At 69.2% G+C, this 15836-nt stretch carries 12 protein-coding genes; 3 read left to right on the top strand and 9 right to left on the bottom strand.

Annotated features, from left to right (window positions below):
- Positions 1-41 precede the first annotated feature (41 nt).
- Positions 42-1373, bottom strand: coding sequence for a mechanosensitive ion channel domain-containing protein (locus AAID08_RS11185; protein WP_336236237.1), 1332 nt, complete (start codon positions 1371-1373; stop codon positions 42-44).
- Between the two features lie 261 nt (positions 1374-1634).
- On the opposite strand from AAID08_RS11185, the gene argH reads away from it, so the two are divergent.
- Positions 1635-3053 carry an argininosuccinate lyase gene (gene argH, locus AAID08_RS11180; protein WP_006386379.1) on the top strand — a complete coding sequence of 473 codons (1419 nt, stop codon included), beginning with the start codon at positions 1635-1637 and terminating at the stop codon, positions 3051-3053.
- 177 nt (positions 3054-3230) lie between these two features.
- Positions 3231-5270, top strand: a complete 2040-nt coding sequence (locus AAID08_RS11175) for a PEP/pyruvate-binding domain-containing protein (protein ID WP_395757645.1) — start codon at positions 3231-3233, stop codon at positions 5268-5270.
- A 171-nt stretch (positions 5271-5441) separates the two neighbouring features.
- Here the strand turns inward: AAID08_RS11175 and lpdA are convergent, their stop codons facing one another.
- From lpdA to AAID08_RS11140, 7 genes are all read right to left on the bottom strand, one after another.
- Positions 5442-6845, bottom strand: a complete 1404-nt coding sequence (gene lpdA / locus AAID08_RS11170) for a dihydrolipoyl dehydrogenase (protein ID WP_064523730.1) — start codon at positions 6843-6845, stop codon at positions 5442-5444.
- Between the two features lie 2 nt (positions 6846-6847).
- A complete protein-coding gene (locus tag AAID08_RS11165; RefSeq protein ID WP_064523726.1) occupies positions 6848-8200 on the bottom strand; it encodes a dihydrolipoamide acetyltransferase family protein in 1353 nt (450 codons plus the stop codon).
- Between the two features lies 1 nt (position 8201).
- Complete coding sequence (locus AAID08_RS11160; protein WP_395757644.1) at positions 8202-9245, bottom strand: alpha-ketoacid dehydrogenase subunit beta; 1044 nt, start codon at positions 9243-9245, stop codon at positions 8202-8204.
- Positions 9246-9248: 3 nt separating this feature from the next.
- Positions 9249-10481 (bottom strand): 3-methyl-2-oxobutanoate dehydrogenase (2-methylpropanoyl-transferring) subunit alpha, encoded by a 1233-nt coding sequence (locus AAID08_RS11155; RefSeq protein ID WP_006386387.1) that lies wholly within the window; start codon positions 10479-10481, stop codon positions 9249-9251.
- Between the two features lie 205 nt (positions 10482-10686).
- A complete protein-coding gene (locus AAID08_RS11150) occupies positions 10687-13089 on the bottom strand; it encodes a TonB-dependent siderophore receptor (protein WP_064523723.1) in 2403 nt (800 codons plus the stop codon).
- A 61-nt stretch (positions 13090-13150) separates the two neighbouring features.
- Entirely contained in the window at positions 13151-14122 is a 972-nt protein-coding gene (locus tag AAID08_RS11145; protein ID WP_064523770.1) for a FecR domain-containing protein, read from the bottom strand.
- A complete protein-coding gene (locus tag AAID08_RS11140; RefSeq protein ID WP_064523718.1) occupies positions 14119-14631 on the bottom strand; it encodes a sigma-70 family RNA polymerase sigma factor in 513 nt (170 codons plus the stop codon). The genes AAID08_RS11145 and AAID08_RS11140 overlap by 4 nt, the downstream gene beginning before the upstream one ends.
- Before the next feature lie 221 nt (positions 14632-14852).
- On the opposite strand from AAID08_RS11140, the gene AAID08_RS11135 reads away from it, so the two are divergent.
- Complete coding sequence (locus AAID08_RS11135) at positions 14853-15179, top strand: hypothetical protein (protein ID WP_054504110.1); 327 nt, start codon at positions 14853-14855, stop codon at positions 15177-15179.
- Positions 15180-15234: 55 nt separating this feature from the next.
- Here AAID08_RS11135 and AAID08_RS11130 read toward each other — a convergent pair whose 3' ends face one another.
- On the bottom strand, positions 15235-15828 hold the full coding sequence (locus tag AAID08_RS11130; RefSeq protein WP_064523713.1) for a nitroreductase: 594 nt from the start codon (positions 15826-15828) through the stop codon (positions 15235-15237).
- Between the last annotated feature and the right edge of the window lie 8 nt (positions 15829-15836).

Below are 15836 nucleotides of genomic sequence, written 5' to 3'. Positions count from 1 at the left end.
TGCAGGCCCCGGGAATCCTACCTGGCGATTATCTCACGGCGTCATGCGCCGGACGGCGGCGCCAGGCGCTCCGGATCGGCCCGGTGATGCGCGCCTTCGGCCACCAGCGCCGCCTGGACGGCGCCCTCGCGCAGGTAGGTGCCCATGGCGCCGATGTCCGCGCCAGACGGCTGCTGGTACAGCCGCAGGCCCAGTTCCGGCAGGATCGCCAGCAGATGGTCGAAGATGTCGCCCTGGATGCGTTCGTACTCGACCCAGGCGGTGACGGCCGTGAAGCAATAGACCTCGACCGGAATGCCATCGGCGGTGGGTTCCATCATGCGCACCATCATCGCCATGTCCTGGCGCACCTCGGGGTTCTGCTTCAGGTAGGCCAGGCCGTAGGCGCGGAAGGTGCCGATATTGGTCAGGCGGCGGCGGTTGGCCGGCACGCTGGCCAGCTCGCCCATGGTCTGGTTGGCCTGGGCGATGTCCTGGGTCTTGACCCGCAGGTAGTCGTGCAGCAGCCGGAAGCGCATCAACTGCTGGGCTTCCTCATCGGTCAGAAAGCGCACGCTGCTGGCGTCGATGCGCAGGGTGCGCTTGATGCGCCGGCCGCCCGATTCGAACATGTGGCGGTAGTTGCGGTAGCTTTCCGAGAACAGCTTGTAGGTCGGCACCGTGGTGACGGTGTTGTCCCAGTTCTGCACCTTGACCGTATGCAGGGCGATGTCCTTGACGAAGCCGTCGGCGTTGGACTGCGGCATCTCGATCCAGTCGCCGATGCGCAGCATGTCGTTGCTGGTGAGCTGGGTGCTGGCCACCAGCGACAGCAGCGTGTCCTTGAACACCAGCAGCAGCACCGCCGACAGCGCGCCCAGGCCGGAGATCATCCACAGCGGCGAGCGGTCGATCAGGATCGACAGCACCAACACGGTGCATACCGCCATCAGGATCAGCTTGCTGATCTGGATATAGCCCTTGATCGAGCGGGTCTGCGCCCGGGTGGTGGCCGAATAGGTGTCCTGCCAGGCGCTCAGCACCCCGGAAAACGCCACGAACACGCAGATCCAGGCGCCGGCGTGGGCCAGCCGCCCGACCAGCGTGGCCGCCTTCTCGACGTGCGGGACCAGTTCGATTCCCACCGACACCACCGCGAACGGCACCGCGTACCACAGGTTCTGATAGGCGCGACGGCGCTGCAGCGCCTTGTCCCAGTCCTCGTGGCCGCTGACCACCAGCAGCCGGTGCGCCAGCAGCAGCACCACCCGCGCGACCACCCACTGGACGAACAACGCCGTCAGGATCAGCACGCCGATGCCGACCAGCGTCTGCGCCCACGGCTGGTGCGGCATATAGGTATCCAGTTCGGTGGCCAGCTGTTCCCATTCCATGGGCATAGGTCGTGTGCTCTCTTTCAGGTGACTAAGTGGGAAGGCGCCGACAGCCGCCGGGGAAAGCCCCGCCGCCTTGGGCGTGCCGCCCCCGGAGGGGCGTGTTTCATCCTGAGGCGGCTCGGCGATGGAAAAACGCCGTAGACCGCCGGATATGACCCTGAATTATCCGACAACTCGCGTGGCCGCGCGTTTCCAGCCGCAACAGCGGGGCGCCGGATTCGTCAGGCGCCCGAGGCAGGCCCTATAATCCCCGCCATCATGGCAAACACTCCCTCCCCCGATCAAAACCAGTTCGCCAACAAGGCGCAGGCCTGGTCCGCCCGGTTCTCGGAACCGGTTTCCGAACTCGTCAAACGCTACACGGCGTCCGTGGACTTCGACAAGCGCCTGGCGCGCGTCGACATCCAGGGTTCGCTGGCGCACGCCGACATGCTGGCGGCCCAGGGCATCATCGGCGCCCAGGACCTGGCCGACATCCAGCGCGGCATGACCCAGATCCTGTCGGAAATCGATGCCGGCAGCTTCCAGTGGCTGCTCGATCTCGAAGACGTGCACCTGAACATCGAGAAGCGCCTGGTCGAGCTGGTCGGCGATGCCGGCAAGCGCCTGCACACCGGCCGTTCGCGCAACGACCAGGTGGCCACCGACATCCGCCTGTGGCTGCGCGGCGAGATCGACACGCTGATCGACCTGCTGCGCCAGTTGCGCCACGCGCTGGCCACGGTGGCGCTGGACAACGCCGCCACCATCATGCCGGGCTTCACCCACCTGCAGGTGGCCCAGCCCGTCACGTTCGGTCACCACCTGCTGGCCTACGCCGAGATGTTCGGCCGCGACGCCGAGCGCCTGGCCGACTGCCGCCGCCGCGTCAACCGCCTGCCGCTGGGCGCCGCCGCCCTGGCCGGCACCTCGTTCCCGATCGACCGCGAACGCGTCGCCAAGACGCTGGGCTTTGACGGCGTCTGCCGCAATTCGCTCGACGCCGTCTCCGACCGCGACTTCGCCATCGAGTTCTGCGCCGCCGGCGCGCTGATCATGACGCACGTCTCGCGCCTGTCCGAAGAACTGGTGCTGTGGATGAGCCCGCGCGTCGGCTTCATCGACCTGGCCGACCGCTTCTGCACCGGCAGCTCGATCATGCCGCAGAAGAAAAACCCCGACGTGCCCGAACTGGCGCGGGGCAAGACCGGCCGCGTCAACGGCAACCTGGTCGCCCTGCTGACCTTGATGAAAGGCCAGCCCCTGGCCTACAACAAGGACAACCAGGAAGACAAGGAAGGCCTGTTCGACACCGTCGACACGGTGCGCGACACGCTGACGATCTTCGCCGACATGGCCGCCGGCATCAAGGTCAAGGCCGACAACATGCGCGCCGCCGCGCTGCAGGGCTTCGCCACCGCCACCGACCTGGCCGACTACCTGGTCAAGCGCGGCGTGCCGTTCCGCGATGCCCACGAAGTGGTGGCCCACGCCGTGCGCGACTGCGAACAGCGCGGCTGCGACCTGGCCGATCTGTCGCTGGATGAGCTCAAGGCCTATCACCCGACCATCGGCGACGACGTGCACCAGGTGCTGACGCTGGAAGGCTCGGTCGCCGCGCGCAAGCACGTGGGCGGCACCGCCCCCGAACGCGTGGCCGAGGAAGCCCGCCGCGTGCTGCAGGAAACGGCGGCGTAACACGCCGGCGATTCCCTGGCGGGAAAACAAGCGGCCTCGGATTTCCGGGGCCGTTTTCTTTTGTGGCCACGCTACGCAAATGACCTGTCACGGCGTGTCATTCCTCGTTTCGGATCTCGCACAGGCGGCGGGGACGGGTTCGCTATGATGGGCGCTTTTCCACTCAGCCCCTGCCCCATGCCAGCCCTGCGCGCGTCCTGGTTTCCGTCGCCCCTGTCCCGTCCGGCCATCCTGACGACCGCCTGCCTGCTGGCGCTTGCCGCCCTCCCCGCCGCCCAGGCGCAGACGGCGCGCAAGCCGTCGCCGTACGAAAACAACGTCATCGAGCCCTTCAGGGCCCCCCGGCCGCTGACCCCCGAGGAGATTGCGGCGCGCAAGGCCGAGGACGCGCGCCGCGGCGGTCCCGCCTTCATGGCGCGCATCGACGACGAAGCCGCGTTCCGCCAGTTGGCGCGCGTCTACAACGCCGGCACGCCGCTGGAAATCCCGCACGTGCTGTTCGTGATCGACCGCCAGCGCGGCAATCGCATCCATTACCTGGACACGCCGCGCTACGGGCTGCACGAGACCTTCGCGCGCGAGCGCCGCCTGCTGCCCGGCAAGGACAAGGCCGCGCTGACCGCGCAATACAAGGATCCGAACCGCCGCCTGCTGTTCGGCACCCTCAGCTGGCAGCGCGACCTGCCCGGCTACACCTATGAATTCTGGGAAGGCGACCGCCTCACCCCCGAACTGCTGAAGCTGGCCGACGAGGTGGTCGCCAAGAGCTTTTATGCCCCGGTCCGCTTCAAGACCAACTCGACGCTGCACGAACAGGCCGCCGCTACCGCCGGCCTGACCTTCGTGACCCAGGAAGCGCTGCTGCGCGAACAGGCGTTTCTGCCGCTGAACCCCGGCAGCGCGCAGGGCCGGCTGCGCATCGTCGCCTCGGTCGAGGCCACGCCCGACCTCAAGCGCGACGACATCGTGGTGCTGGACGAAGTGCCGATCGCCATCCCGCCCGTGGCCGGCCTGATCACGCAGCGCCCGTCCACGCTGCTGTCGCACGTCAACCTGCTGGCCAAGGGCTGGGGCATTCCCAACGCCTACGTGCGCGACGCCACCACCGCACTGCGCCAGTACGACGGCCAGTGGGTCACGCTGACTGTCAGCGGCAACGACTACCAGGTGCGGCCCAGCGACAAGCCCGCCAGCCAACCGCCGGCCACGCCGCCCAAGCCGCGCGCGCAACTGCCCAAGCCGGACCTGACGGTGCAGGCGCTCCAGCCGCTCGATGCCCTGGCGGTGCGCGACAGCCGCCATTGCGGCGTCAAGGCCGCCAACCTGGGCGCGCTCCGCTCCGCATTGCCGCCGGCCGCCAGCGTGCCGGACGGCTTCTGCATCCCGTTCGCGCAATACGCCGCCTTCATGAAGCGGCTGAACGTGGCGCAACGGGTGGCGGCGCTGGAACAGCGCGCTGACTTCGTGGCCGACGCCGAAGTCCGGCGCAAGGAACTGGCGGCCCTGCGCCAGGACATCATGCAGGCCGCCGTCGACCCGGCGCAGGCCGAGTCCTGGCGCGCGCTGTGGCAATCGCGCCTGAAGGGCGCGGGCGTGTTCGTGCGCAGCTCGTCCAATTCCGAGGACCTGCCTGGCTTCAGCGGCGCCGGCCTGTACACCACCGTGCCCAACGTCACCCAGCCTGACGCGCTGGCCAAGGCGGTGCAGACCGTGTGGGCCTCGGTCTACAACTTCGACGCCTACGAGGCGCGGCGCGCGGCGGGCATCCCCCAGGACGCGGTGGTGATGGCCGTGCTGGTGCAATTGGCGGCGCCGTCCGACAGCTCCGGCGTCATGATCACGCGCGATCCGTTCGACGCCAGCCGCCGCTACGTGACCTACATCTCGGCCAAGCGCGGCCTGGGCATCAAGGTGGTGGAAGGCAAGCGCCAGGCCGAGCAAGTGATGTATTCGAGCTGGTCCAAGGCGGTGCAGGTGCTGAGCCGCTCGGCCGAGGACACGCAGTTGGTGGCGGACGCCGGCGGCGGCGTGCGCGAAGTGCCGATCGCGGCGGACGCGCGCCAGGTGCTGAACGACGCGCTGGTGGCGCGGCTGGCCGCCGTGGGCCGGCAGGTCAAGCAGCGCCTGGGCCAGGTCGACCAGGACATCGAATGGGCGGTGGTCGGCGACAGGATCATCATCCTGCAGGCGCGGCCCTACATCGACGCGCGCCGCTAGCGAGCACGAAGGCGGGCGTTCCAGGCCTGTTGCCTTGAACGCGTCCGCGCCGCGTGTCCTGCGCGCATCACGGGCAACCCATGCCGTCCGGCAAACGGGCCCGCACAGGAAAAAGCCGCGGCGGCGGGCAGGATGCCCACCACCACGGCTCCGGATACGCCGCGACAGCTTCTAGATGTGCAGCGCGTGCCCCAGCGCCTTGAGCGCGGCTTCCTGCACCGCTTCGCCCAGGGTCGGATGGGCATGGATCGTGCCCGCCACGTCCTCCAGCGTCGCGCCCATTTCGAGCGACTGGCCGAACGCCGTCGACAGTTCCGACACGCCCCGCCCCACCGCCTGCCAGCCCACGATCAGGTGGTTGTCGCGACGGGCCACCACCCGCACGAAACCGTCGGTGGACTCCAGCGTCATGGCGCGGCCGTTGGCGGCGAACGGGAACGAGGCCGCCAGGCAATCCAGCCCGGCCGCTTCGGCCTCGGCCGGCGACAGGCCGGCCACCACGACTTCGGGGTCGGTGAAGCACACCGCCGGGATCGCGGCCGGCTGGAAGTGGCGGCGCTTGCCCGCCACCAGCTCGGCCACCATCTCGCCCTGCGCCATGGCGCGGTGCGCCAGCATCGGCTCGCCGGCGAGGTCGCCAATGGCCCAGACGTCGCGCATGGAGGTGCGGCACTGGTCGTCGATGCGCAGCGCGTTGCCCTTGCGGTCAAGCTGCAGATTCTCCAGGCCCCAGCCCTGCGTGCGCGGACGCCGGCCGACGGCGATCAGCACCCGGTCGGCCAGCAGCGCGGTCTCGGCGCCGCTGGCATCCTGGATCCGCACCGCCGTGCCTGCGCCATTCAGCCCCAGCACCTTGCGGCCCAGGTGCAGCTCGACGCCCAGCCTGGCCAGCGCGGCGGCGACGGGCTTGGTGAGTTCCGCGTCGTAGGTCGGCAGAATGCGGTCCTGCGCCTCGACCACGGCCACCTCGGCGCCCAGCTTGCGGTACACCGTGCCCAGCTCCAGGCCGATGTAGCCGCCGCCCACCACCACCAGCTTCTTCGGGATGTCGGCCGGCGACAGCGCCTCGGTCGAGGACACCACCATGCCGCCGAACGGCACCGAGGGCAGCGGCGTCGGCTCGGAGCCGGCCGCCAGCAGCAGGTGCTCGCACTGGATGCGCTGGCGGCTGCCGTCGGCGCTCTCGACCTCGACGGTCTTGCCGTCCAGCAGGCTGGCCCAGCCCTGCACCACCTGCACGCCGTTCTTCTTGAGCAGCGCGCCCACGCCGCCGGTCAGCTTGCCGACGATGCCGTCCTTCCAGGCCACGGTGCGGCCAATGTCGATGGCGGGCGCCGACACCGAGATGCCCAGCGCCGACTGGCCGGCGTAATGCCGCGCCTTGTCGAATTCCTCGGCCGCGTGGATCAGCGCCTTGGACGGAATGCAGCCGATGTTCAGGCAGGTGCCGCCCAGCCGGTCGCCCTCGACCAGGATGGTGGGCACGCCCAGTTGCCCGGCGCGGATCGCGGCCACATAGCCGCCAGGCCCACCGCCGATCACCAGCAGGGTTGTCGTCTTGGTAGTCTGGCTCATGCTTACTCCACGAAAAGCAGCGCGGGTTGCTCCAGCAGCGCGCGCACGGCCTGGATGAAGCGGGCCGCGTCCATGCCGTCGACCACGCGGTGGTCGAACGAGGACGACAGGTTCATCAGCTTGCGCGCCACCACGGCGCCATTGCGGAAGGCGGGCCGCTCGACGATACGGTTCACGCCCACGATGCCGACCTCGGGATGGTTGATGACCGGCGTGGTGACGATGCCGCCCAGCGGCCCCAGGCTGGTGATGGTGATGGTCGAACCGGACAGCTCGTTGCGTCCGGCGCTGCCGGCGCGCACCGCCTGCGCCAGCCGGCCGATCTCGGCCGCCATCGACCACAGGTCGCGGGTTTCGGCGTGGCGCATCACCGGCACCATCAGGCCGCCGTCGCTCTGCGTGGCGATGCCGATGTGCACGGCGCCATAGCGCGTCACCTGGCCGGCCTCGTCGTCATAGCGGGCGTTGATCTGCGGGAAGTCGCGCAGCGCGATCACCATGGCGCGCGCCAGCAGCGGCAGCAGCGTCAGCTTGCCGCGCGACTCGCCGAACTTCGCGTTCAGGCTGACGCGCAGGTCCTCGAGCTCGGTGACGTCGATTTCCTCCACGTAGCTGAAATGCGGAATGCGGCGCTTGGACTCGGCCATCTTCTGCGCGATCTTGCGGCGCAGGCCGATCACCGGCACCTGCTCTTCGTCGTTGCGCTCGGCGTAGGCCGGGCCGCGCGCGGTCGTGGCCGCGCCCTGCCCTTGCAGGTAAGCGTCCAGGTCCTCGTGCATGACGCGGCCGGCCGGGCCGCTGCCGTGCACGTAGCGCAACTCGATGCCCAGGTCCCAGGCGCGCTTGCGCACCGCCGGCGAGGCCAGCGGCTTTTCGCCGGGTTGGCGGGCCGCGGCGGGCGCCTGGCGCGCGGCGGTCGGACGGCTGGACGGCGCTTGCGGCGCGGCGGCGGACGATTGCAGCGACGCGGCGATCTGGCCGGCAACGCCGCCGGCCGGGGCCTTGTCGGCCTTGGCCGGCGCCGGTGCGGCGGCCGGCGCGCTCGCCGCCGGAGCCGGCGCGGCCGCGGCCTGCGGTTTCTGCGCCGCCGCCTCGCCCTTGACGTTACCCTCGCCTTCCACTTCCAGGCGGATCAGTTCGCCGCCCACCGCCATGACCTGGCCGACTTCGCCGCCCAGCGCGACCACGCGGCCGACCACGGGCGACGGGATCTCGACCGTGGCCTTGTCGGTCATGACGTCGGCCAGCGGCTGGTCCTCGGCGACCGTGTCGCCCACCTTGACGTGCCAGCCCACCAGTTCGACCTCGGCAATGCCTTCGCCGATGTCGGGCATCTTGATGACATGAATCCCCATCTCACACCTCCATCGCGCGCTTGAACGCTTCGCCGACCCGGCGCGGGCCGGGGAAATACGCCCATTCCTGCGCGTGCGGATAGGGAGTGTCCCAACCGGTCACGCGCTCGACGGGCGCTTCGAGGTGATGGAAGCAGTGTTCTTGCACCAGCGCGATCAGTTCGGCGCCGAAGCCGCAGGTGCGCGTGGCTTCGTGCACCACGACGCAGCGACCGGTCTTCCTGACCGAGTTGACGATGGTCTCCAGGTCCAGCGGCCACAGGCTGCGCAGGTCGATGACCTCGGCGTCGATGCCGGTTTCCTCGGCCGCGGTCAGCGACACGTGCACCGTGGTGCCGTAGGTCAGCACCGTCAGCGCGTTGCCCGGCCGCACGATCGCGGCGGTGTCCAGCGGCACGGTGTAGTAGCCGGTCGGCACCACGCTGCCCGGGCGTCCGGTCCACGGCGTCACGGGACGGTCGTGGTGGCCGTCGAACGGGCCGTTGTACAGGCGCTTGGGTTCCAGGAAGATGACCGGATCGTCGTTTTCGATGGACGCGATCAGCAGGCCCTTGGCGTCGTACGGGTTGGACGGCATCACCGTGCGCAGCCCGCAGACCTGGGTGAACATGGCCTCGGGGCTCTGGCTGTGGGTCTGGCCGCCGTAGATACCGCCACCGCAGGGCATGCGGATGGTCATGGGCGCGATGAATTCGCCCACCGAGCGGTAGCGCAGGCGCGCCGCTTCCGACACGATCTGGTCGGAAGCCGGATAGAAATAGTCGGCGAACTGGATCTCGCACACCGGCCGCAGGCCGTAGGCGCCCATGCCCACCGCCACGCCGACGATGCCGCCTTCGGAGATCGGCGTGTCGAACACGCGCGAGCTGCCGTATTTGGCCTGCAGGCCCTCGGTGCAGCGGAACACGCCGCCGAAATAGCCCACGTCCTGGCCGAACACCACCACGTTGCCGTCACGCTCCAGCATCACATCCATGGCCGAGCGCAAAGCCTGGATCATGGTCATCGGCGCGGCCGCCGGACCAACATTGTTATCGATAGCCATGACTCACACTCCGAGCTGCTGACGTTGCCGGCGCAGGTGCTCCGGCATGTCCTTGTAGACGTCTTCAAAGATGCTGGCGGCGCTGGGGACGTGGCCGTCCACCAGGGTGCCGTAGCTTTCCGCTTCCTTCTGCGCCGCCTGGATCTCGGCGTCGAGCTCGGCGCGCACCGCGTCGTGCTCGGCCTCGGACCAGATGCCACGCAGGATCAGGTGCTTCTTGAAGCGCTCGATCGGGTCGCCCAGCGGGAAGTGGCTCCAGTCGTCGCCGGGACGGTACTTGGAGGGATCGTCGGAGGTGGAGTGCGGGCCCGCGCGGTAGGTCACCCATTCGATCAGGGTGGGGCCGAGGTTGCGGCGGGCGCGTTCGGCGGCCCAGCGCGAGGCGGCGTAGACCGCCAGGAAATCGTTGCCGTCCACCCGCAACGAGGCGATGCCGCAGCCGACGCCGCGGCCGGCGAAGGTGGCGCCCTCGCCCCCGGCGATGGCCTGGAAGGTCGAGATGGCCCACTGGTTGTTGACCACGTTCAGGATCACCGGCGCGCGGTACACGTGGGCAAAGGTCAGCGCGGTGTGGAAGTCCGCCTCGGCGGTGGCGCCGTCGCCGATCCAGCCCGACGCGATGCGGGTGTCGCCCTTGATGGCCGAGGCCATGCCCCAGCCCACCGCCTGGATGAACTGCGTGGCCAGGTTGCCCGAGATGGTGAAGAAGCCATTCTCGCGGTCGGAATACATGACCGGCAACTGGCGCCCCTTGAGCGGATCGCGCTCGTTGGACATGAGCTGGCACATCATGGTCACCAGCGACACGTCGCGCGCCAGCAGGATGCTCTGCTGGCGGTAGGTCGGGAAACACATGTCGCCCTGTTCCAGCGCCAGCGCGTGGGCCGAGCCGATGGCCTCTTCGCCCAGGCTCTGCATGTAGAAGGAGATCTTCTTCTTGCGCTGGGCGGTCAGCATGCGGCCATCGAAGATGCGCGTCTTGAGCATGGTGCGCATGCCTCGGCGCAACAGCTCGTCGCTGATCTCCGGCGCCCACGGGCCGACGGCGCGGCCGTCGTCGTCGATGACCCGCACCAGGCTGTAGGCCAGGCTGCCGGTGTCGATCGCGGCGACATCAATGGGGGGTTTGGGCACCTCGCCGGGCGGCGACAGGCGCAGGTAGGAAAAGTCGGTCTTGCAACCCGGACGCCCGGTGGGCTCGGGGACGTGCAACTTCAGCGGCCCGTATTGGCTCATGAATTGTCTCCACGCTTGATCGTGTCATGCGCATTCTTCTTACCAAGACACTGCCCGGGGGGGTGACCTCGGACATTGCCATCGTCGGCCTGTGCAAAGGGATGAACATGCACGGCCGGGAGCCAGAGTAGCACAGGGCGCGGCCCCGAGACAGGGGCCGGCCGGCGCGCGCGGCAGGGGATTGCACTCCCCTGCCGGCCCGCTATCACCAGCGGTAGGTCGCCGTGCCGATCACGCGGCGCGGCTCGCCGTAGAAGCAACCATAGGTGCAGTTGCCGATGTAGGTCTTGTCGGCCAGGTTGGTGGCGTTGAGCGCGAATCGCCATGGCCCGGAGGTGTAGCTGACCATGGCGTCGAACAGCGTAAAGGATGGCACCTCGACCGCCGTGCCGTGCGCCAGGCCGCGCGTGCTGCCGACGTAGCGCACGCCCGCGCCGATCCGCAGCCCCGGCAGGCCGAAGGCGCCGAAGCCGTAGTCGCCCCAGACCGAGAACTGGTTGAACGGCACCGAATTCAGACGCTTTCCGACCTCGTCCGGTTGCAGCGGGCTGGCCTTGAGGGTGCGCGCATCGGTGTAGGCGTAGGCGGCGATCAGGTTGGCGTGGCGGCCGAGGCGGGTGCGCGCTTCCAGCTCCAATCCGCGGGCGCGCGCCTGACCTGCCTGGATCTCGTAGTTCGTGTCGAACGGGTCGGTCACGTTCACGTTCTTGCGGGTGAGCTGGTACACCGCCGCCGACAGCATGGTGTCCGCCCCCGCCGGCTGGTAGCGCACCCCGGCTTCGTACTGCTGACCGGTGGTGGGCTTGAAACGGCTGCCCTGGCGATCCTGGCCGCTGGTCGGCTCGAACGATTCGCTGTAGCTCAGGAACGGCGCCAGGCCGTTGTCGGCCAGGTAGACGATGCCGGCGCGGCCGGTGAAGGCCTGGCTCTTTTCATTGTCCGCGATCTTTTCGCCGGTGAAGAAATTGCGTTCGTTGACCGTGACCCAATCGTGCCGTCCGCCCAGCAGCACCACCCACTTATCGGCGATCTTGACCTGATCCTGCAGGTACACCCCCAGGCGCTTCATGTCGGTTTTCGAGGACGACCACGGGAACGGCGTGGCCGGTCCCAGGGGGACGCCATAGACCGGGTCATAGAGATCGATATTGGTATTGCTGCGCAGGTAGCGCTCGGTCTCGTGCCTGGGCAGCGAGTAGTCCAGGCCCGCCAGCAGCGTGTGGCGCAGCGGGCCGGTCGTGGCGTCGTACTGCAGCGAGGTATCGGCCACAACCGCCGAAGACCGATCCCAGCGCGGCATCGCGCCGCGATCGGCGGTGTGGCGCTGGTCGGCCTGTAGCTGCCAGATGTCGGTGGAGAAATAGGTGCTGTCCGCGTGGAAGTAGCGCACGCTGTTGCGCAGCTTGAGCTGGTCCGTGAACGCGTGTTCGAACAGGTAGCCGATCGAATAGCGCTTCATGATGAACTTGTCGAAGCCAGGTTCCCCCGTGAATCGATTGCGGGGAATCCTGCCGTTGGGATTGGGCAGGACCGTGCCCTGGCCAGGCAGGCCGTATACGTAGGCCGTGCGGTCCTCCTGGTATTCCGCCAGCAGGGTCAGCGAAGTGGCATCGCTGGGTTGCCACTTGAGGGCCGGGGCCACGTAGGTCCGGTCGTCCGGCACGTAATCGATGAAGGTGTCGCTGTCGCGCTTCAAGGCGGTCAGGCGGTAAGACCATTTACCCTCGTCATCGAGCGCGCCGCCGAAGTCGCCGGAGATCTGCTTGCGGCGGAAGTTGCCCGCCTCGACGTTCAGTTCATGCAGCGGCTCGGTCGTGGGCCGCTTGCTGACCGTGTTGATGACCCCGCCCGGCGGCGCCGCGCCGTAGAGCACCGAGGCGGCGCCCTTGAGGAACTCGACCCGTTCCAGCCCGTACAGTTCCTGCCGTCCGTTGTAGATGTTCACGGTGTACAGCGTGCCATCGCGATAGTAGCTGCCCTGACTGCCGCGAAAGCCGCGCAGGAACAGGCTGTCGGAGGTGCGATCCTGGCCTTCCGCGCGGCTCACGCCCGCCACGTAGCCCAGCGCGTCCTGCAGGCTCTGCGCCTTGAGCGTCTCGATTTCCTCGGCGCCGACCACCGTGATCGACTGCGGCGTCTCGATGATGGGCGTATCGGTCTTGGTGCCGGTGGCGCTGACGCGGGCGGCGTAGCCATGCAGCGGGCCGGAGGGCGATTCGGCCGCGCCGGTCACGCGCACCGGCGCCAGCAGGGTGGCGTCGCCCGCCTGCGGCAGGGGCCGCGCGCTGAAGGTGCCATTGGCGGTGACGCGCAATTCCAGGCCGCTGCCCGCCAGCGCCTGGCGCAAGGCCTGCTCGGCGGTGTAGGTGCCGGCCACGGCCGGGGCCTGACGGCCCGCCACCAGCGCCGGATCGACCGACACCGCCTGGCCGCTCTGGCGCGCGATACGGGTCAGGGTCTCGGCCAGCGGCGCGGCGGGCAGATCGTAGCGCTGCGCCATGGGCGCGCCCGATTGGTCGCCCGCCTGGGCCTGGGCGATACCGGCCGGCGCGGCCAGGGCGATGAGGAACGCGGCCGCAAGCTGCGGCGCGGGACGAACGGGGAACATGGAATCTCCTGCGACAAGGGGGTGCTTCAGGAGGTATGTCCAGCGAGCCCGCCGCAAGCGATCATTTTTTTTTGGCGGCATCGGCGCGCAGGTCGATGCTGACCAGCCAGCCGCCCAGCGTGGCGACCTCGATCGGCAGCGTCTGGCGCAGGGATTCCAGCACGCGGTCGGTGTTGTCCAACGGAAACGCGCCCAGCACCCGCAGCCGGGCGGCCTCGGGAGAGATGCGCAAAAAGCCGCGCCGGTATGGCCGCAATGCCGCCACCACCTCGCCCAGCGACTGGTCGCGCACCACCAGCATGCCGTCGTGCCAGGCGGCGGCCTCGGCCAGCGCGGCGTTCGGCGCGCCGATGCCATCCGCGCCGAAGCGCGCGCCCTCGCCCGCCGCCAGCGTGCGCCGCTGGCCTGCCGCGCGGATCTCGACACTGTGCTCGATCACACAGGCGACACTGCCCCGCGCATCGCGCGCCACCCCGAACACCGTGCCCAAGGCCTGCACCTCGCCATCGCGACTGGCGACGATGAAGGGCCGCGCGGCGTCCGCCGCCACCCGCACGTAGACCGCGCCCTCGCGCAACCGCAGCACGCGGACGCGGTCATCGAACTGCAGGTCGACGGCGGAGCGCGCGTTCAGGGTGACCACGCTGCCGTCCGGCAGCGGATAGGCGCGGCGTTCGCCGGTGCCGGTGCGCAGGTCGGCGGCCAGGGTCCGCAACGGCGTCTGGCGATCGACCAGGGCGGCCAGCCCGCCGGCCGCCAGCGCCAGCATCAAGGCATTGCGCAGCGCCCGGCGGCGAGAGGTCGGCGCCAGCAGCGCCGCGCCGGCCGCCCGGGACGAGGCGCCCTCGCCCAGCGGCGCAAAGGTGCTGTCGAGGGCGCCGGTGACCAGGTCCCAGGCGGCGGCGTGGCGCGGGTCGGTCCGGTGCCAGGCCTCGAACCGGGCGCGGTCGGCGGCGCTTGCCTCGCCCGACGACAGCAGCACCATCCAGTCGACCGCCGCCTCGACGGCGGCCGGCAGCGCGGGCGCGCTCATGCGGCCAGGCGCGCGGCCACGCACAGCGTGATGGCCTGCTTCATGCCGCGCCGGACGGTGATGGCCGACACGCCGAGCTGCTCGGCGATCTGCGGATAGGTCAGTTCGTGCAACTGGCTCAGGAGGAATATCTGGCGGGTGCGCGCCGGCAGGCGTTGCAGGGCGCGGTCGATCTGCATCAGGGCCTCGACCACCAGCGCGCGCTGTTCCTCGCTGGGCGCGCAGGCTTGCGGCAGGGATTCGAGGCTGTCGAGATAGGCGCGCTCGAGCTCGCGGCGGCGCCAGAAGGTATACAGCGTGCGCTGCGCCAGCGTGGTCAGGAACGCGCGGGGTTCGTGGATCGGCTCGGTCTGGCGCCCGGCCAACACCCGCAGGAAGGTATCGTGCGCCAGGTCGGCGGCGTCATGGCGGCAGCCCAACCGGCGCCGCAGCCATTCCAGCAGCCACGGATGATGGGCCTCGTACAGCTGGGCGGCGGGGTGCGGCGTCGGCTGCGCGGGATGGGACATGGCGGGGAATGGGAGGGCGGGCTAATCAACAATAAGAATTATTGTCATTTATTGGTGGCCGCGCAAGCCTGCCCGGTGCAGCCGGATGGCGAGCAACGTCGGCCTGGCTCGGTGTCGTGGCTCGGTGTCGTGGCTCGGTGGCTTGGCTGGGCGGCTTGGCTCGCTGGACCGCATCTGGCCGACCTCTATACTTGCGGCTTCCGATTCTCCTGGAAACCGACGTGCCTCGATTGACTGCCTCGAAAGGGTTCAGCTGGACCGGCATCGTGTTTGCCGCGCTTTACCTCGCCATCGTCATCCTCTGCATCGCCGGCGCGCTGTCGGCCGACGGCGACGACAAGGGCCGCTTCGTGCTGCTGCAATTGCCATTGGCCTTGCAGCTTGCGCTGCTGCACGAACTGAACCTGGACCGGCTGCTCGGTGAGCTGTCCTGGGTCGGCGGCTACCTGCTGATCGGGCTGCCGACGCTGGCCCTCTTCTATGCCGTGGGCTGGGGCCTGGAGAAACTCGTGCGCGCGGCCTTCCGGCCCATCGCGTCGCAACGGTAAGCGACGCACGCAAAAAAACCGGCCAGCAGCCGGTTTTTTTGCGCCACGACGCGCCTCAGACCGGACCGGTCCACTCGGTGACGAACTCGCGGTAGTCCGGGCGGTTGGCCGGCGGCACCGCGCACGCCGGCGTGCCGATCGCCAGGAAGCCGAGGAAGCGATAGTCGAGCGAATCCAGGCCCAGCGCCGCCTGCACGTCTTCGACGTAGGTGCCGATGCCGGTGCTCCAGAACGCGCCGTAGCCCAGCATGTGGGCGGCGTTCAGGATGTTCATGGTGGCGCAGCCGGTTGCCAGCAGTTGCTCGGCCTCGGGGATCTTGGTGTTGTCGTGGGCGATCTTCTGCGCCACGGCGACGAATAGCGGCACGCCGGCCATCCACTCGCGCACCGACTTTTCCTTTTCCGGCGTCATGCGCGGATCGCCGCTGCGCTTGACGGCTTCCAGCGCCACGTCGGCCAGCTTGCCGATGGACTCGCCCTGGATCACCACGAAGCGCCACGGGCGCAGCGCGCCGTGGTCGGGGGCCGACATGGCGGCCTGCAGGATCTGTTCAAGCTCGGCGGGTTTGGGCGCCGGACCCCGCAGGAACTTCACGGAACGGCGCGAGGTGATGGCATGCAGGGGCGTGGCGGTGGCGGTCTGGGTCATGGAGTCAG

This window comes from Achromobacter sp. EB05 (assembly GCF_044232075.1).
Lineage (GTDB): Bacteria > Pseudomonadota > Gammaproteobacteria > Burkholderiales > Burkholderiaceae_B > Achromobacter > Achromobacter dolens.
The sequence above is the reverse complement of the archived record's forward strand: the minus strand, read 5'-3'. Positions and strand labels throughout refer to the sequence as shown.